The 17,265-nt window shown below is 68.0% G+C and carries 17 protein-coding genes; 12 read left to right on the forward strand and 5 right to left on the reverse strand.

The features are described 5' to 3' along the window. Positions 1-86: 86 nt before the first annotated feature. Positions 87-1,097 carry a 4-hydroxy-3-methylbut-2-enyl diphosphate reductase gene (locus tag IBJ82_RS15290; protein WP_194826574.1) on the reverse strand — a complete coding sequence of 337 codons (1,011 nt, stop codon included), beginning with the start codon at positions 1,095-1,097 and terminating at the stop codon, positions 87-89. 114 nt (positions 1,098-1,211) lie between these two features. Here IBJ82_RS15290 and IBJ82_RS15295 point away from each other — a divergent pair, with 114 nt between their 5' ends. The 10 genes from IBJ82_RS15295 to IBJ82_RS15340 all read left to right on the forward strand — a co-directional run bounded on the left by IBJ82_RS15295 (position 1,212) and on the right by IBJ82_RS15340 (position 10,649). Beyond that, positions 1,212-1,793, forward strand: coding sequence for a lipid droplet-associated protein (locus IBJ82_RS15295; protein WP_194826575.1), 582 nt, complete (start codon positions 1,212-1,214; stop codon positions 1,791-1,793). 87 nt (positions 1,794-1,880) lie between these two features. After that, a complete protein-coding gene (xseA, locus tag IBJ82_RS15300; RefSeq protein WP_194826576.1) occupies positions 1,881-3,167 on the forward strand; it encodes an exodeoxyribonuclease VII large subunit in 1,287 nt (428 codons plus the stop codon). Next, a complete protein-coding gene (locus tag IBJ82_RS15305; protein ID WP_370585322.1) occupies positions 3,164-3,424 on the forward strand; it encodes an exodeoxyribonuclease VII small subunit in 261 nt (86 codons plus the stop codon). The genes xseA and IBJ82_RS15305 overlap by 4 nt, the downstream gene beginning before the upstream one ends. A 129-nt stretch (positions 3,425-3,553) precedes the next feature. Then, on the forward strand, positions 3,554-4,822 hold the full coding sequence (locus IBJ82_RS15310) for an amidohydrolase family protein (protein WP_194826578.1): 1,269 nt from the start codon (positions 3,554-3,556) through the stop codon (positions 4,820-4,822). 60 nt (positions 4,823-4,882) lie between these two features. Further along, positions 4,883-6,307, forward strand: a complete 1,425-nt coding sequence (locus IBJ82_RS15315) for an FAD-binding oxidoreductase (protein WP_194826579.1) — start codon at positions 4,883-4,885, stop codon at positions 6,305-6,307. A 14-nt stretch (positions 6,308-6,321) separates the two neighbouring features. Continuing rightward, entirely contained in the window at positions 6,322-7,335 is a 1,014-nt protein-coding gene (locus tag IBJ82_RS15320) for an ABC transporter substrate-binding protein (RefSeq protein ID WP_194826580.1), read from the forward strand. Continuing rightward, positions 7,332-8,099 (forward strand): ABC transporter ATP-binding protein, encoded by a 768-nt coding sequence (locus IBJ82_RS15325; protein WP_194826581.1) that lies wholly within the window; start codon positions 7,332-7,334, stop codon positions 8,097-8,099. The genes IBJ82_RS15320 and IBJ82_RS15325 overlap by 4 nt, the downstream gene beginning before the upstream one ends. After that, positions 8,096-8,860 (forward strand): ABC transporter permease subunit, encoded by a 765-nt coding sequence (locus tag IBJ82_RS15330; protein WP_194826582.1) that lies wholly within the window; start codon positions 8,096-8,098, stop codon positions 8,858-8,860. Before IBJ82_RS15325 ends, IBJ82_RS15330 begins: the two co-directional genes overlap by 4 nt. Beyond that, positions 8,857-9,639 (forward strand): ABC transporter permease subunit, encoded by a 783-nt coding sequence (locus IBJ82_RS15335; RefSeq protein ID WP_194826583.1) that lies wholly within the window; start codon positions 8,857-8,859, stop codon positions 9,637-9,639. Before IBJ82_RS15330 ends, IBJ82_RS15335 begins: the two co-directional genes overlap by 4 nt. Next, a complete protein-coding gene (locus IBJ82_RS15340; RefSeq protein WP_194826584.1) occupies positions 9,636-10,649 on the forward strand; it encodes a LacI family DNA-binding transcriptional regulator in 1,014 nt (337 codons plus the stop codon). The genes IBJ82_RS15335 and IBJ82_RS15340 overlap by 4 nt, the downstream gene beginning before the upstream one ends. 30 nt (positions 10,650-10,679) lie before the next feature. On the opposite strand, the gene IBJ82_RS15345 is transcribed toward IBJ82_RS15340, so the two are convergent. Beyond that, complete coding sequence (locus IBJ82_RS15345; protein ID WP_194826585.1) at positions 10,680-11,246, reverse strand: DUF4245 domain-containing protein; 567 nt, start codon at positions 11,244-11,246, stop codon at positions 10,680-10,682. 128 nt (positions 11,247-11,374) lie between these two features. On the opposite strand from IBJ82_RS15345, the gene glpX reads away from it, so the two are divergent. Together glpX and IBJ82_RS15355 are read left to right on the forward strand one after the other, a co-directional pair. Further along, positions 11,375-12,418, forward strand: a complete 1,044-nt coding sequence (gene glpX, locus IBJ82_RS15350; protein ID WP_194826586.1) for a class II fructose-bisphosphatase — start codon at positions 11,375-11,377, stop codon at positions 12,416-12,418. 139 nt (positions 12,419-12,557) lie between these two features. After that, the gene (locus tag IBJ82_RS15355; protein ID WP_194826587.1) at positions 12,558-13,958 is read left to right on the forward strand and encodes a class II fumarate hydratase; all 1,401 of its coding nucleotides are present in this window, start codon (positions 12,558-12,560) and stop codon (positions 13,956-13,958) included. 51 nt (positions 13,959-14,009) lie between these two features. On the opposite strand, the gene IBJ82_RS15360 is transcribed toward IBJ82_RS15355, so the two are convergent. From IBJ82_RS15360 to IBJ82_RS15370, 3 genes are all read right to left on the reverse strand, one after another. After that, complete coding sequence (locus IBJ82_RS15360) at positions 14,010-14,864, reverse strand: acyl-ACP desaturase (protein ID WP_370585323.1); 855 nt, start codon at positions 14,862-14,864, stop codon at positions 14,010-14,012. A gap of 83 nt (positions 14,865-14,947) precedes the next feature. After that, on the reverse strand, positions 14,948-15,574 hold the full coding sequence (locus IBJ82_RS15365) for an LGFP repeat-containing protein (RefSeq protein ID WP_194826588.1): 627 nt from the start codon (positions 15,572-15,574) through the stop codon (positions 14,948-14,950). A gap of 182 nt (positions 15,575-15,756) precedes the next feature. Beyond that, a complete protein-coding gene (locus IBJ82_RS15370; protein ID WP_194826589.1) occupies positions 15,757-17,151 on the reverse strand; it encodes a PhoH family protein in 1,395 nt (464 codons plus the stop codon). Positions 17,152-17,265 lie beyond the last annotated feature (114 nt).

The raw sequence follows: 17,265 nt of genomic DNA on the forward strand, positions 1-17,265 counted from the left end.
CATGGGTAACTCACCGGGCACGGGCTAACCAGCCCACAATCACCGTCTGGCCGCCAACCCAACCCTCCCCGCACCCAGGTCTGGCTTTAAGTCGCGGGGAGGCGGGCCGGCCGGAGTTCGCGGGGGAGAGAAAACACCAGTGTTTCGTTGGCAGTGGTCACCGGCTGTACCTCGCCGAAGCCGTGCTCGGCCAGCAGATCGAGCACCCCGGTCACCAGGATCTCCGGCACCGAAGCACCCGAGGTGATGCCGATGGTCTGCACGCCCTCGAGCCAGGCCAGATCGACCTCGCGCGCGTAGTCGACCAGATAGGCCGCGGTCGCACCCGCGCCGAGCGCCACCTCGACCAGTCGCACCGAGTTCGACGAGTTGCGCGAACCGACCACGATCACCAGATCGCATTCGGGCGCCATCGCCTTGACCGCGGTCTGGCGGTTGGAGGTGGCGTAGCAGATGTCGTCGCTGGGCGGGTCCTGCAGCGTCGGGAAGCGTTCGCGCAGCCGCTCGACGGTCTCCATGGTCTCATCGACCGAGAGGGTGGTCTGCGACAGCCAGATCACCTTCGACGGGTCGCGCACGGTCACCTTGTCCACCGAGTCGGGCCCGTCCACCAGCTGCACGTGCTCGGGCGCCTCACCGGCGGTGCCTTCGACTTCCTCGTGGCCCTCGTGGCCGATCAGCAGGATGTCGAAGTCGTCGCGGGCGAAGCGCTTGGCTTCCTGGTGCACCTTGGTGACCAGCGGGCAGGTGGCGTCGATGGTGCGCAGGTTCCGTTCCGCGGCGGTCTCGTGCACGATCGGCGCGACACCGTGCGCGGAAAACACGACGAGCGCGCCCTCCGGCACCTCGTCGGTCTCGTCGACGAAGATCACGCCCTGCTCGCGTAGCGTTTCCACGACGTGCCGGTTGTGCACGATCTCCTTGCGCACATAGATCGGGGCGCCGTGTTTCTCGAGAGCCTTCTCCACGGTCTCGACGGCGCGGTCGACGCCTGCGCAGTAGCCGCGCGGCTCGGCCAGCAGCACGCGCTTGCCACCGGCAGCATTCGCGCCCGCGGAGCGCGTGATACCGACGTTCAAGGGGATTGCCGAGGTCATAGTCCACAGCTTACGTGCGTGCGACGGGCCGGATCAGGTCGGATCAAGGGGGGAAAGTCACATAACAGGGGCCTGGTCCTTTGCATCACACCCGGTTTGCGGCAGGCTGGGGTCATGTTTCGACCTCCGTTCCTGGCCAGGGTGGCCGCCGGCGCCGCCGTTTATGCCTTAGAAGAGACCCGGCGACTGCCCGTCGCCGCGGTCAATTTCCCGATCTCCGCGCTCAGTCGCGTGCTGCAGACCACGATGCATATGCAGCAGTTCGTCACCAGCCTCGCGCTCAAGGGTGACGGTGTGTTCGAGCGGCTGGGTTCGGCTCCGGCCGAGCAGCCCGAGTGGGCCACCTTCGACGAGGACATCGACCCCGCGCCCGCCGCCAACGGCCACACCAGCCGCTTCGATCTGTTCGAAGAGGCCGACGTCCCGCATGCCAACGGCAAGGTCGTGCCCGCGTCGCTGCTGCTGCTCGAGACCGAGGAAGAGGTCATCGAGCCCGCCGAGGAGGAGGTCGTAGCCCCCGAGGTCGCTATCCGCTACGACTACCCCGCGATGACGCTGGCCCAGCTGCGCGCCCGGCTGCGGATGTTGACCGTCGAGGAGCTGGCCCAGCTGCTCGACTTCGAACAGCAGACCCGCGCCCGTGCCCCCTTCGTCACGATGCTCACCAACCGCATCGCCACCGTCCAGGCGCAGTAACCGACCTTCCGTCGAGGCGGCCGCAATCCGACACAACGGATGCGGCCGCTTTTTGGTTGTGTCGGTAGCTCCGCGTAGAACTGACCTATGACTCAGGACGGCGTCGCGCAGACCGGCGCTCCGGCCAATTCGGCGGAGCAGCCGTATCCGGTGCGCTCGGTCGCGGTGAAGGTCGCCCAGTGGATCGAGCGGCTCGGCAGCATCTGGGTGGAGGGGCAGGTCACCCAGATCAATCTGCGCCCCGGCACCCGCACCGCGTTTCTGGTGCTGCGCGACGCCTCGGTGGACATGTCGCTGTCGCTGACCTGCGATCCGGATCTGTTGCGCAGGCTGCCGGTGCCGTTGACCGAGGGCAGCCGCGTGGTCGTCTACGGCAAGCTGCACTTCTTCACCGGCCGCGGCACGGTCTCGTTGCGGGTCACCGAGATTCGCGCGGTCGGCATCGGTGAGCTGCTGGCGCGGATCGAACGATTGAAAGCCCTGTTGACAGCCGAGGGGTTGTTCGATGCCCGACTCAAGCGACCGTTGCCGTTTCTGCCCGCGACGATCGGGCTGATCACCGGACGGGCGAGCGCGGCCGAACGTGACGTCTTGTCGGTGGCCCAGAATCGCTGGCCCGCAGTCCGTTTCGTCATCCGGAATACCGCGGTGCAGGGTCCGACCGCGGTCCCGCAGATGCTCGAAGCCTTGGCCGAACTGGATCGCGACCCCGACGTCGAGGTGATCGTGCTGGCTCGCGGCGGCGGCAGCGTCGAAGACCTGCTGGCCTTCTCCGACGAAGCACTGTGCCGAGCGGTCGCCGCCGCCCGCACCCCGATCGTCAGCGCCATCGGCCACGAACCCGACAACCCGCTGCTCGACCTGGTCGCCGACCTGCGCGCGGCCACCCCCACCGACGCCGCCAAACGCATCGTCCCCGACGCCGCCGCCGAACTGGCCGGAGTCCGGGACATGCGCGCGCGTTCGGCGGCCGCGTTGCGCGGCTGGGTCCAGCGCGAGGAACACACCATCACGCAGTTGCGATCGCGCCCCGTCCTCGCCGATCCGCTGCGCGAGCTGAACCACCGCCATGAGGAGCTGGAGCGCCTGCGCACCGCCGCGCGACGCAATGTCGAACAACTCCTGCGCGGCGAGTCGACGACCACCCTGCACCTGCGCGAGAAGCTCACCGCCGTGGGCCCGGCCGCCACGCTGGCCCGCGGTTACGCTGTCGTGCAGCGCGTCGCCGGTCCCGAACGCCATGTCGTGCGTTCGATCGACGACTCCCCCGCGGGCAGCCAGCTCCGCATCAGGGTCGCCGACGGAGCCGTCACCGCCGCGGCACTCGGCACCCAGCGACTGACGCCAGAGACCACCGACGAGAAGAGGAAGTGACCGTGGCCGACGCCGGTTCCGAGAACACCGCTGCCGACACCGTGGCCGAGGTCGCGACCTTCGGCTACGAACGCGCCCGCGACGAGCTCATCAACGTGGTGAAGATGCTGGAACAGGGCGGCCTCGACCTGGACGACTCGCTGGTGCTGTGGGAACGCGGTGAAGCCCTCGCTACGCGCTGCGAACAGCATCTCGCCGGCGCCCGGCGCCGCGTGGAGGACGCGCTCTCCCGCGCGGATCTCGACTCCTCCGACTGATCCGGCACCGGTTTCCGCGACCGGTGCACAAAACGCAATTCGCGCTTTACGGCCACGAAACACTGTCCCGGCACGCTGATCCTCGTTGGTAAATCGATTGATCAGCCTGGTGGCTGGGAGGCGTACGCCGTGGAGATTTTCGTCGACGGGCTGTTCGTGCCGGTGCACGAAGGGGCCGAACCCTATCGGGGGTTCCTTACTGCCGAGAACGGCATCATCACCGCGACCGGACCCGGTGCGCCCGAGATGCCGCCCGGCGCCACAGTGGTGGATCTAGCGGGCAAGCTGGTGCTGCCAGGCTTCGTCTCGGCGCACAGCCACCTGTGGCAGTCGGTGTTCCGCGGCCTGGCCGACGGCTGCTCCACCTACGGGTGGATCGAGCAGTTGCACCTGAGATACGGCCCGCTGCTCACCGAGTCGGACATGTACGCCTTCACCGTGCACGGCGGTCGCGATCTCCTGCGCCACGGCATCACCACGGTCTGCAACCACACGCACAGTTTCGGCGGCGGTGCGGCCGGTCAGTGGCGCGCGGCTCTGGATCTGCCGCAGCGAACGGTCTACGCGCACAGCCCCTCTCGCACGGACACCGCGGCCGAACGCCGGGCAGGGATAGAACAGTTCCAGAAGGTCACCGCCGAGGTCGACGATCCGCGCATCCTCGGCCGTTCCTACAACACCACTTGGCCGCTCGACGAGCCCGAGATGCGCGCCGAAGCCGAACTGCTGACCGAGTACGGCATCGGCAAGCACCTGCACTATCTCGAGGATCCAGCCGCCACCGACCGTCAGCGCGCCGACTTCCCGCTGCTACTGGCGACCGAAAGTGTGGGTCCCGATACGGTTTTCGCGCATTTCATCCACACCACACCCGAGATCGTGGCCGAGGCGGGCAAGCGTGGCGCGGCCATGGCGTGGAATCCGCTGTCCAACGGCAGGCTCGGCTCCGGCGTTCCCGACATCCTCGGATATCGCGCCGCGGGCCTGCGGATCGGGCTCGGCGTGGACGGCCAGGCCAGTGCTGATGTCGCCGATCCGTTCCAGAACATGCGCACCGGGCTGTACCTGCTGCGCGCGGCGGCCAGGGACGCGACGGTGCTGAGCAGCCGGGAGATCCTGCGGATGCACACCCTCGGCAGTGCCGAGGTGCTCGGTGTCGAGGACCGTGTCGGCAGCCTGGAGCCGGGCAAGTTCGCCGACTTCCTCGTCATCGATCCGGAGCGACCGAGCACGGGACCACTGTCACCAGACCTCTACGCGCACACCGTACTTGCGCTGTCCGCTGCCAACATCACCGATGTGCGACTGGGCGGGCGCAGCGTCTCGGCGGGACTTTTCGAGCCCACCGCCACCGGCGCGGTCCACGAACGCGTCGCCGCTCTGCGCGCGCTGCTCTGACCCGAATCCTCCTTGCCGGACGTACCGGTACCCCCCTCGAAACACCTTGGAGCACTACCGATGTCACCTATCGAAGCCCTGACCCAGCTGCGGACCGAGCTCGGCCCCATCGACCACTCCACCGACGCCCGCAAGTTGCGCAGCAAGAGCCGCGACCGCTTCGCGCAGAGCCCGGTGCTACGAGATCTGTTGCGCGGCCGCAACGCCGAGATCTTCATCGCCCCGCGCGACAAGGAGGAACTGCGCACCGCCGTCGCCGCGTGCGCGCGCCATCGCATCCCGATCACCGTGCGCGGCGCGGGTTCCGGGCAGTTCGGGCAGGGCGTGCCGCTCAGTGGTGGCGCGGTGATCGACGTGACCGCCTTGGCCGGGGTTCTCGGCTGGCACGGCGATCGCGGCAGGCGGATCCCCCGCACCGTACGGGCGCTCACCGGCACCGTGGTGGCCGATATCGACGCCGCGATCCGCCCGTCGGGCTGGGAGCTGCGCATGCATCCGTCCACCTCGCAGCAGGCCACCGTCGGCGGCTACATCGCCGGCGGACACGCCGGAATCGGCAGCTGTCAGTGGGGAATTCTGCGCGACACCGGCAATATCACCGCGCTGGAAGTGATGACGGTGGAGGAACATCCGCGCCTGATCGAACTGCGGGGGCGCGATGTGAACACCGTGCACCACGCCTACGGCGCCAACGGCATCATCACCGAGGTCGAGCTCCCGGTCGCACCGGCCTGGGAATGGCACGAACTGGTGATCTCGTTCCCGGAATTCGAACAGGCCGCGCGGTTTTCGGTCGACATCTGCCACAGCGACGGTGTGCTGAAGAAGGTCGTCTCGCCCCACGCGCATCCACTCCCGCAGTACTTCCCCGATCTGGCGGGTCTCGTACCCGACGGCGAGGCGATGGTGCTGTTGATGGCGGCCGTGCAGTCGGTGCCGAATGTGGAGGATCTCGTGCACGCCAACGGCGGCCGGATCCGCTACCGCTGCCTCGAGGGCAAGGGCGCCTACGGCGCACCGCTGTACGAATTCACCTGGGGGCATTCGATGATGCACTACCAGCGCCGCAACAAGAAGCTGATCGGACTGCTCGCGCTGTACCCGCAGGAGAACCTGTACGAGTCGATCCTGCGAATTCATCGCGACTTCGCCGAACTCGGCCCGCTGCACCTGGAAATGAAGCGGATCGACGGTGGCCTGTCATGCCAGGGTTCGCCGGTATTCGAGTTCGAGAGTCAGCAACAGCTGGCCGCGATCACCGCACAGTTGCAGCAGGCCGGGCTGTTCATCGCCAACACCCACACGCCCGTCCTCGGCGCCAGTGGCATGAAGCCGTGGGGGCCGAAAGAGGCCGCGTTCAAACGGGAATTCGACCCCTACGGCCTGCTGGCTCAGGGCAAGGCCGACGACGTCGTCAGCACCGACACCGTTTCCACCTCGACCGCGCTGCCCAACAGCGGCTGGTCCTACCGACTGAGCAACTGAGAAAGGCGCCCATCATGCAACTCTCCCGTCGTCACGCCCTGCGGCTGACCGGCTGTGTCGGCGTCGCCGCCGGCTCCCCCGCCGCCTCCCGCTCGACCGCATCCGGCAATTCGATTGCCATGCAACTGGGTTGGATCAAGAACGTCCAGTTCGCCGGTGAATACCTCGCACTGGAGAACGGTCACTTCCGCGAGGCCGGGCTGGCCGTCGACCTGCTAGCCGGCGGCGCGGCGGGTACCAGCACCGAAGCCGGTATCGATACCGGCAAGGTGTGGATCGGCACCTCCACGCCACAGAAGGTGGCCGCCGCGGTGGAACGCGGTGTGCCGGTGCGCATCATCGGCGCGACGCTCGCCACCAGTCCCGCCTGCATCACCTCTCCGGAGTCGAAGCCGTTGCGGACACCGAAAGACCTGGTGGGCAAGCGAGTCGGCGTGGCGGACCACAATCTGCCGACGTTCGAGGCCCTGCTCACCGCCAATGGCGTCGACCCGTTGTCGGTGAAAGTCATTCCGGTGCAGTTCGACCCGTCACCGCTGGTCAACGGCGAAGTCGACGCGTGGTCCGGGTTCACCACCAATGAGCCGGTCTCGCTGCGCGCCAAAGGTTTCGCCACCTATTCGTTTCTGTACAGCGATTTCGGATTACGCACGTGCGCTCAGGTTTTCGTGGTCTCCGAGCAATCGCTGGTCGATGAACGGGCCAAGTGCAAGGCGTTCCTCACCGCCGAAATCAAGGGCTGGAAGGACGCGCTCGCCGATCCCGATCGCGGTGTCGAACTGGCCGTGCGGAAATACGGTGCCGATCAGAAGCTCGACACCGCGCAGCAGCGTGCTCTGCTCGACGCGACATTGCCGCTGATCCAGACGCCCGATACCCGCCGCGACGGGCTGCTCACCGTATCGCCGAGTCTGATCGCCGATACGGTGACGGCGCTCGGCCGTACGGGCTCGACGGTGACCGCTGCCCGGCTGTTCGATTCCTCGGTGCTCACCGAGCTCTACACCGAGAATCCGGGGTTGCGATGACCGGCATCGAAATCAGTGCACTGACCAAGACGTTCACGGCGGGCAAGCGCAAGGTCGAAGCGCTCGCCGAGGTGGACCTACGAAGCAAGCAGGGCGAATTCCTGTCGCTGCTCGGACCTTCCGGCTGCGGCAAATCGACCATTCTGCGGATTCTGGCCGGTCTGGACACGCCGACCTCCGGCTCGGCGCTGGTCAACGGACGTACCCCCGAGCAGCTGCGGACCGAACACGAGCTGGGTATCGCCTTTCAAGACTCCGCCCTCTTGCCCTGGCGCAGTGTGCGTTCCAATATCGCGTTGCCCTTACAGGTCGCGGGGCTGCCGATCGACCACGCGGTGATCGACGGACTCATCGATCTCGTCGGTCTCACCGGATTCGAGGCGGCCAAACCGGCGCAGCTGTCCGGCGGTATGCGGCAACGGGTTTCGATCGCCCGTGCGCTGGTGGTGAAGCCGTCGGTGCTGCTGCTGGACGAGCCGTTCGGCGCGCTCGACGATATGACCCGGCAGCGGTTGAACATGGAGCTGCTGCGGATCTGGACCGAGAAGCCCGCCACCACGTTGATGGTCACCCATGGCATCGGGGAGGCGGTGTTCCTGTCCGACACCGTCGCGGTGATGTCGACACGGCCGGGACGCGTGCTGGAGCTGGTCGATATCGACCTGCCGCGACCACGGGCGCCGGAGATGATGCGCACACCGGAATTCCATGCGCTGCACGATCATCTGTCCGGCCTGTTGTTCGGGGAACGGCGGCCCGCGTGAAAGGCCGACTCGCCGGACTGCGTGGCCCCGCGGTCCTGATCCTGCTGTGGGTGGTGGCCGGCCTCAGCACGCCCGCCGTACCCACCCCGTGGGCAGTGCTGGCCTCCGTAGCCGAGGACGGACTCGCGCTCTACGGCCCGAACTCGTCGATCACCGCGTGGGGTGCGCTGCAGGGCTTCGCGTTCGGCAATATCGCTGCCGTCGCCGTCGCACTCGCCGTGGCGGTGTTCCCCCGCACCGAACCCTTGGCCGCCCAGCTGGCAGTGATCAGCTACTGCGTACCACTGCTCGCGCTCGGCCCGCTCGTGCTGGTGGTGTTCGGCGGACGCACACCGACGGTCTTCCTTGCCGCGGTCTCGGTGTTCTTCACCTCCATGATCGGCACCCTTACCGGTCTGAAATCGGCCAACCGCACCAGCATCGACCTGGTCGACGCGTACGGCGGCAACGGCTGGCACCGCCTCGTCCGGGTCCAGATCCCCGCCGCCCTGCCCGCCGCGACCGCCGCACTCCAGATCGCCGCGCCCGCAGCCGTTCTCGGTGCGATCCTCGGGGAGTACCTGGGCGGGGTGGACAGCGGTGTCGGCGTCGCGCTCACCGCCGCGCAGTCCTCCTACGATCTGCCGCGCACCTGGGGCATGGCGCTGGCAGCCGGATTACTTTCTGGCGCAGGCTATTTCGTAGCCTCGCTGGCTGGCAAGATCATTCGAGCCCGGCTGTACGGCCAGGGCCCCATCACCCAACCGGAGAGCGAATTGTGAAGAGTGTCTCGGCTTTCCTCGGCTCGGTGGCGCTGGCCACGGCGCTCGTGCTCGCCGTGTGGTTCGGCTTCCTCGCCGCGTTCCCCCAGATCGGACCGCGAATCGGCCAGACCCCGATGGACGTGTGGGCCTACCTGTTCGACGGCGAACCCGCGCATCGCGCGCGAATCGTCGACGGGCTCACCATCACGCTGCGCGACGCGGGCCTCGGATTCGCCGTCGGGATGAGCCTGGCACTCAGCGGCGCCGCGCTGGCCCTGCTGTCGCGCGAATTCGAGCGCAGCGCGGTGCCGGTGGCGACCCTGCTGCGCTCGATCCCGCTGGTCACCCTCGCGCCGATCCTGGTGGCCACCTTCGGCCGTGGGCTGACGATGGTCGCCGTCACCGGTGCGCTCGTGGTTTTCTTCCCTGCCTTCGTCACCATCGTGGCCGGGCTGCGGGCCGCGCCGGCGCAGAGCATGGACCTGATCCGCGCCTACGGTGGCAGCGAGGCCGCGGCGCTGTGCATGGTCGCGCTGCCCGCCGCCCTGCCTTCGCTGTTCGCGGCACTGCGGATCTCGGTGCCCGGCGCGTTGATCGGCGCGCTCATCGCCGAATGGCTCGGTACGGGTGTGGGATTGGGGTCCTCGATGCTCAAAGCGATTCCGCGCTACGACTATCCGCAGCTGTGGGCCTCTATCGCGGTGGTCGCCGCCGCGTCGATCATGCTCTACACGGTCGTCGGCGCGGTCGAACGTGTCGTCACGCTGCGCTTCGCCGATCCCTCGGTAATCTCATGACCACGAAGGAGGTGCGCGTGCCACCGAGGCCGACCATGCGCGATATCGCGGCCGCCGCCGGTGTCTCGCCGTCGGCGGTCTCGCTCGCGCTCGCGGGCAAGGGCCGGATGGAAGACAGCACCCGCGCCCGCATCCTGGCCACCGCCACCGAACTCGGCTACCGGATCAACCGTGAGGCCAGGGCATTGCGCACCGGGCGAACGATGATGATCGGACTGGTCACCTCGATGGTCGCCGATCAGGTCGACGACCACGAATCACGCCTCGACTGGTACACCCGCACCGCCCTGGCCGCCGCCAACGAGTCCTTCCGGCACGGCTACGCGCTGGTCCTCGTCCCACCGCTGGGCGAGCACGACCAGGTCCACGATCTCGCCGCCGACGGCGTCCTGCTCATCGACCCCGACCCGGCCGAAGGCGTTGTCGAAACGGCGGCCGCCCGCGGCCTGGCGGTGGTGACGATCGGCGGTCACGCGCCCGCCCCGGCGAGCTCGGTATCGCTCGACCGTGACGCGGCGGTAGACCTGGCGATGACGCACTTCCTGAGCACCGGCGCTCGCCGCCCCGCCCTCCTGGTCGACAACAGCGGCAGACAGAACGCCGCCGCCACCAGGACCGCCTACGAACGCTGGTGCCCCACCGCGGGCATGACGCCGATCGTGGCGACCGTCGATTTCGCCGGGGGCGGCGGCCGCACCAGACTCGCCCATCGCGCGTGCGTGCGACTGCTGACCGAACGCCCCGACGTCGACGCCGTCTACGCCCCGCTGGACTCGGTCGCCGCCGGTTGCGTCACCGCGGCCCGCGAACTCGGCCGCGCCATCGGCACCGACCTGCGCCTGATCACCTCCGAGGGCAGCATCGCCCGTGACAACGATCCGCCGCTGACCGCCATCGATACCCATCGCGAAGAGCAGGCAGCGGCGGCGGTTCGCATGCTGGTGACAGCCCTCGCCAGCGGCGAAAGAGCACCGAACCAAACTTTCCTACCCAGCCTGATCGTGCGCTGAAACCACCGGACTCGAAGCCGGGTGCGGCGGCTACTTCGACAGTGGTCGGGCGTTGGTGATCGCCGTGGCCAGCGTGGTGAACGCGGCTTCGTTGCCCGCGCCGGTGATCAGGATCCGCACCCCACCGAGGTCGGCGATCCAGCCGGTTTCCTCGGTCGGCTCGGCATAGACGACCCACTTCTGCCCGGCCACGTCCTGCGTCCCGGTCGGATAGCGCGAGCCGAGCACCTGCCGCGACAACGCCTCCTCGGAGGCGCCGGTCTGCGAATACCGCATGTAGGTCCCCTGCGGCGTGATGTAGCCGACCGTGCTCACCGCACCGCCACCGGCGGCGGTGATGGTGTCGCGGCTGCCGGAGTTCGACGTCCAGCCCTGCGGCAACGTCGGGTTGCGGATCGGGAACGTCAGCGCCTTCGCGTCGGATTTCAGTGCGGCGTCGGCGTCGAAATACGGGATCTGACCCTGCGTCGGGCCGTTCGTCGCCACCGTGCACTGGCTCGCCACGCCCGCCAGCACCACCGCGGCCAGCACCAACGGGATCAACGACCAGAACAGATCGCGGTAGTCGTTGAAAATGCGGTGCTTGGTCTGTGCCACGGCTACCAGTATCCACTCGAGCCCTGACCAGGCCGCCAAGGGGTCATCCGCAGGAGGTCGTGCACGAGCGTGCCGTTTCGAAATGCGACAATGCCCCCGTATCACCAACGCCAAGGAGGCACTCCGCAATGACGCCCACCTCGCCCGTTCACAGCCGCCGCGAGGCACCTGATCGCAACCTCGCACTCGAGCTGGTCCGCGTCACCGAGGCAGGCGCGATGGCGAGTGGCCGTTGGGTCGGCCGTGGCGACAAGGAAGGTGGCGACGGCGCTGCCGTCGACGCCATGCGTCAACTCGTCAGCTCGGTGTCCATGAAGGGCATCGTCGTCATCGGCGAAGGCGAGAAGGACGAAGCGCCGATGCTCTACAACGGTGAGCTCGTCGGCGACGGCACCGGCCCCGAGGTCGACTTCGCGGTCGACCCGGTCGACGGCACCACCCTGATGTCGAAGGGCTCCCCCGGCGCCATCTCCGTGCTCGCGGTCGCCGAGCGCGGCGCCATGTTCGACCCGTCCGCGGTGTTCTACATGCACAAGATCGCCGTCGGCCCCGACGCCGCGGGCTCGATCGACATCACCGCCCCGATCGGCGAGAACATCCGCCGTGTGGCCAAGGCCAAGCGCCTTTCGGTGTCCGACCTGACCGTCTGCATCCTGGACCGTCCTCGCCACGAAAACACCATCCAGCAGGCGCGCGACGCGGGCGCTCGCATCCGCCTCATCTCCGACGGTGACGTCGCGGGCGCCATCGCCGCCGCGCGTCCCGAGTCCGGCGTCGACATCCTGGTCGGCATCGGCGGCACCCCCGAGGGCATCATCGCCGCCGCCGCGCTGCGCTGCCTCGGCGGTGAGCTGCAGGGCATGCTCGCCCCGAAGGACGACGAAGAGCGTCAGAAGGCGATCGACGCGGGCCACGATCTGGACCGCGTGCTCTCGACCACCGACCTGGTCTCCGGCGACAACGTCTTCTTCTGCGCCACCGGCGTCACCGACGGCGACCTGCTGCGCGGCGTGCGCTACTACGCGGGTGGCGCGTCCACCCAGTCGATCGTGATGCGGTCCAAGTCGGGCACCGTCCGCATGATCGACGCCTATCACCGCCTGACCAAGCTGCGCGAGTACTCCTCGGTCGACTTCGACGGCGACGACAGCGCGAACCCGCCGCTGCCGTGACATAGGCGGCCGGGGCCGCGGGTTCGCGGCCCCGGGCTCGCCTGTGTTGGTCGTCTCTGGATGTATTCCCGTCGACTGTGTGGGAATCACCGCTGGTGTGTGGGCACCATTCGCGGTGTTCTCGTCCTAGGGTCGAACTATGGCTGACGACGACGGGCAGTACCGGATCGAGCACGACACCATGGGGGAGGTTCGCGTCCCTGTCGACGCCCTGTGGCGGGCGCAGACGCAACGGGCCGTCGAGAACTTCCCGATCAGCGGACGTGGGCTCGAACGAGCCCAGATCCGGGCGCTCGGTCTGCTGAAAGCCGCCTGCGCGCAGGTCAACAAGGACCTCGGCCTGCTCGATCCGGTCAAGGCCGACGCGATCATCGCGGCGGCGGGCGAGATCGCGAACGGTGCGCACGACGACCAGTTCCCGATCGACGTGTTCCAGACCGGTTCGGGCACCAGCTCGAACATGAACGCCAACGAGGTGATCGCCTCGATCGCCGCGCGCGACGGTGTGACCGTGCACCCCAACGACGACGTGAACATGTCGCAGTCCTCCAACGACACCTTTCCCACCGCGACACACCTGGCCGCCACCGAGGCCGTGATCACCGAACTCGTTCCCGCACTGGACCATCTGCGCCTCGCTCTGCTCGACAAATCGCAGCAGTGGCGCACCGTGGTGAAGTCGGGTCGAACCCACCTGATGGACGCGGTGCCGGTGACGCTCGGGCAGGAATTCGGCGGCTACACCCGCCAGATCGCCGCGGGTATCGAGCGCGCGATGGCCACCCTGCCGCGCCTCGGCGAGTTGCCGATCGGCGGCACCGCGGTGGGCACCGGACTCAACGCGCCCGCCGGATTCGGCACGAAGGTCGTCGCGGAACTGGTGCGTACCACGGGAATCGACGCACTGCGCGAAGCCCATGATCACTTCGAGGCGCAGGCCGCGCGCGACGGACTCGTCGAGGCCTCCGGCGCGCTGCGCACCATCGCGGTCAGCCTGACCAAGATCGCCAACGACATCCGCTGGATGGGTTCGGGCCCGCTCACCGGGCTCGGCGAATTGCAGCTGCCGGACCTGCAGCCGGGAAGCTCGATCATGCCGGGCAAGGTGAATCCCGTACTGCCCGAGGCCGTGACGCAGGTGGCGGTGCAGGTGGTCGGCAACGACGCGGCGATCGCGTTCGGCGGAGCGAGTGGGGCCTTCGAGCTCAATGTCTACATCCCGGTGATGGCCCGCAACCTGCTGGAGTCGATTCGCCTGCTGGCCAACGTTTCTCGACTGTTCGCCGACAAGTGCGTGAGCGGCCTGGTGGCCAATGAGGAGCACTTGCGCACGCTCGCCGAATCGTCGCCGTCGATCGTCACCCCGCTCAACTCGGCCATCGGTTACGAGGAAGCGGCCGCCGTCGCCAAACAGGCGCTGCGCGAGAAGAAGACGATCCGTCAGACCGTGATCGATCGCGGGCTGGTCCCGGACAAGCTCTCGCTCGAAGAGCTCGACCGCAAGCTCGACGTGCTGGCCATGGCCGACGTCGACCGCTGAGAATACGAACGGCCGCCACCTCAGTGAGGTGACGGCCGTTCGCGGAGCGGCTCAGGCCAGGTGCGCGAGTTCCGCGCGAGGCTTCTCGCCCGCTTCGCTGAAATCGGTGCGGGAGAAGATGTTCCAGCGCTGCAACAGCGGCTTGAACACCAGCTCGTCCTCGTTGGCGCGGTCGTAGATGCCCGCCTCGGCCAGCGCCTCGTCGCTCGAGCCGCCACCGGGCAGATCCACGTGCGGCACCCGGAAGTCGGCGACTCGATCGGCGATCGCGCGCACACCCTGGTCGGGGACCAGGTCGAGGGCGGCGGCGACGAGCACGGCGAAGAACTCGGCCTGCAGCTCGTCGTCGGCGGCCAGCTTCTCGGCCATCGCGGTGACGATCGGGTTCTCGCCGAGCGCGGCGGTGTTGCGATGGCGGATCGCGGCAGCGGCCTCCTCGAACGCGCAGGTGGCCAGCACGTCGATCAGGTGCATGGGGGGCCGGTTGAAACCATCGGTCATGTGCTGCATGCGGGCCCGCTCGAGCGCGATCGGGTCCACCGCACGCGTGAGCATGAGGTAGTTGCGGATCATGATCTCGTGGCGGTTCTCCTCCGCCGTCCACCGGCCGACCCAGCGCCACCAGGGGCCGATACGCAGGTGCTTGCCGAGCTCACGGTGGTAGGACGGCAGATTGTCGGCGACCAGGACGCTCACGGTCAGCGCGAGCCTGGCGGTCTCGCTGAGCTCGGACTGTTCCGGGCTCCAGTCGGTGCCACCGAGGAAGGCGAAGTTGCGCCCGTCCGACCACGGCACCTGCTCGTGCGGCTGCCAGCCGTCGGCCACCTCGATATGGCGACGCAGGTTCGTTTCCACCTCGTCCGCGAGCGAATCCAGCAGCTCGCGGTCGGTCAAAGTTTTCTGCACCCCGACAACCTAGTACTTCGTGCGCAAGCGCGGGGACCCAAGGGGTGAACCGGGCCCCCGCGCTGGGGCGGAACACAGCGCTCTTACTTGGGCGTCACCGTGATCTCACCGTTGACCCAGGTGATGGTGCCGCCGGTGAAGTCGCTCTGCTTGCCGCCGGCGATGTCCTTCTCGTCGCTGGTCGGGTAGCCCAGCGTGCCGTTGGCGCCGCCGTTCTCCTCCCACGCCTCGCGAATCTCGCCCCACACGATGTGGGCGCCGGAATCCTTGCTCCAGTAGATGGTGCCGCCGGTGAAGTCCTGGTACTCGCCGCCGTCGGGGCCGGATTCCTGGGCTTCTTCCGGTGCGCCGAGCGGGCTGGTCGCGCCGCCGACCGCCATGTACTTCTTGTAGACCTCGCCGGAAATGGTGATGTCACCGTTCGGGGTGGAGATGGTGGTCGATTCGCCTGCCGCGCCACTGGTGGTGGCCGCACCGGAGGTGGTCTCGGTACCGGAGGTGGTTTCCGAACCCGGGGTGGTGGTCATGCCGCCCATGCCCGGCTCGGTGGTCGCGCTGGCCCCCGGGGCGCCGATGGCGGAGGTCACCGAGGCGACGGCGTCGTTGGCCTTGTCCTGGTCGTCGTCGCTGCAGCCGGCAGCGAGCAGCAGACCCGCCGCGGCCAAGACCGCGGCGCTCCCGGCAACAGTACGTCGAGCGAAGTGGTTCATATCCATCCTCTCGCGAGTGGCCCCCCGGGGGTGCCCCCGGATTGGAGCCTGGCCGACATCCGCAACGGCCCGGCGGAACAGTGTTCGCCGAGCCGTTGCTGGATTGGTGTCGGAGCGGATATTACCCACCGTTTGCGGTAATCAAACGGATTCGGACCGTGGCGCGGCCCGATTGCCGACGATTACGCGCTTGGCCCGTACTCCTCGAGCATCTCGGTCACCAGCGCCGCGATCGGCGAGCGCTCGCTGCGCGTGAGCGTGATGTGCGCGAAAAGCGGATGACCCTTGAGCTTTTCGATCACCGCCGCCACGCCGTCGTGCCTGCCCACCCGCAGATTGTCGCGCTGGGCGACATCGTGGGTGAGCACCACCCGAGAACCCGTGCCGAGACGGCTCAACACCGTCAGCAGCACATTGCGCTCGAGCGACTGCGCCTCGTCGACGATCACGAACGAATCGTGCAGCGACCGACCGCGAATGTGGGTCAGCGGCAGCACTTCGAGCATGTCGCGACTGAGCACCTCCTCGAGCACCTCACGGCTGGCCAGCCCGTCGAGCGTGTCGAAGACGGCCTGTGCCCACGGGCCCATCTTCTCGCTCTCCGAACCCGGCAGGTAGCCCAGTTCCTGACCACCCACCGCGTACAGCGGCCGGAACACGACCACCTTGCGCTGGGTCCGGCGCTCCAGTACCGCCTCGAGCCCGGCGGTCAACGCCAGCGCCGACTTACCGGTACCGGCGCGCCCACCCATCGACACGATCCCGATGCTCTCGTCGAGCAGCAGATCGAGTGCGATGCGCTGTTCGGCCGAACGCCCGTGCAGCCCGAATGCCTCCCGCTCCCTGACCAGTTGGATCCGCTTGTCGGCGGTGACCCGGCCCAGCGCGCTGGAGCTGCTGCCCAGCAACCGAACACCGGTGTGGCACGGCAGTTCTCGCGCATCGTCGAGGTCGATCACCGAATCGGTGTAGAGCTGATCGATCTGGGAGCCCGCGACGTCGAGTTCCACCATTCCGCTCCAGCCGGAGGTCACCACGTCCTGGGCGTGGTACTCGTCGGCCGACAAGCCGACCGCACTGGCCTTGACGCGCAGCGGGATGTCCTTCGACACCAGCACCACGTCTTCGCCCTCGGCCGAGAAGTTCAGCGCGCAGGCCAGGATGCGGGAATCGTTGGTGTCGGAACGGAACCCGGCGGGCAGCACCGACGAGTCGGTGTGGTTGAGCTCCACCTGCAGGGTGCCGCCGTCGGTGCCGATGGGCAGCGCCTGGTCGAGCCTGCCGTGCTGCACACGCAGGTCATCGAGCATGCGCAAAGCTTCGCGGGCGAACCAGCCGAGCTCGTGGTGGTGCCGTTTCGCCTCCAACTCACTGATCACGACCAGGGGTAGGACCACACTGTGTTCCCCGAACCGGGTGACGGCCCAGGGATCCGACAGGAGTACGGAGGTGTCGACGACAAAAGTCTTGCGACCGGAACGTGAGGGGCGAGCCCCTTTCTTCGAGGCCGAATTGCTCGAGGCCGAGGCCGAGGCCGTGTGCTTCGCGGAAGCGGAAACGGAGCGTGCAGCAGTCACGGTGGGCTCCTTATGTGTTCGCACGGCACCCGCGCGAACGATCTCGCTGGACCGGTCCGTCCTTGTGGGCGTTTGACGCTGAGTCAACCGCCCCGAGGGCCAGGTGCCGGCCCT

Origin of the sequence: Nocardia sp. XZ_19_231 (genome assembly GCF_015355705.1) — a bacterium.
Classification (GTDB): domain Bacteria; phylum Actinomycetota; class Actinomycetes; order Mycobacteriales; family Mycobacteriaceae; genus Nocardia; species Nocardia salmonicida.

Coding starts and splice junctions, on each gene's coding strand:
- IBJ82_RS15355 (WP_194826587.1), top strand. CDS start 12,558: ATGGCTGACGACGACGGGCAGTACCGGATCGAGCACGACACCATGGGG.
- IBJ82_RS15295 (WP_194826575.1), top strand. CDS start 1,212: ATGTTTCGACCTCCGTTCCTGGCCAGGGTGGCCGCCGGCGCCGCCGTT.
- IBJ82_RS15290 (WP_194826574.1), bottom strand. CDS start 1,097: ATGACCTCGGCAATCCCCTTGAACGTCGGTATCACGCGCTCCGCGGGC.
- xseA (WP_194826576.1), top strand. CDS start 1,881: ATGACTCAGGACGGCGTCGCGCAGACCGGCGCTCCGGCCAATTCGGCG.
- IBJ82_RS15340 (WP_194826584.1), top strand. CDS start 9,636: ATGACCACGAAGGAGGTGCGCGTGCCACCGAGGCCGACCATGCGCGAT.
- glpX (WP_194826586.1), top strand. CDS start 11,375: ATGACGCCCACCTCGCCCGTTCACAGCCGCCGCGAGGCACCTGATCGC.
- IBJ82_RS15315 (WP_194826579.1), top strand. CDS start 4,883: ATGTCACCTATCGAAGCCCTGACCCAGCTGCGGACCGAGCTCGGCCCC.
- IBJ82_RS15325 (WP_194826581.1), top strand. CDS start 7,332: ATGACCGGCATCGAAATCAGTGCACTGACCAAGACGTTCACGGCGGGC.
- IBJ82_RS15365 (WP_194826588.1), bottom strand. CDS start 15,574: ATGAACCACTTCGCTCGACGTACTGTTGCCGGGAGCGCCGCGGTCTTG.
- IBJ82_RS15320 (WP_194826580.1), top strand. CDS start 6,322: ATGCAACTCTCCCGTCGTCACGCCCTGCGGCTGACCGGCTGTGTCGGC.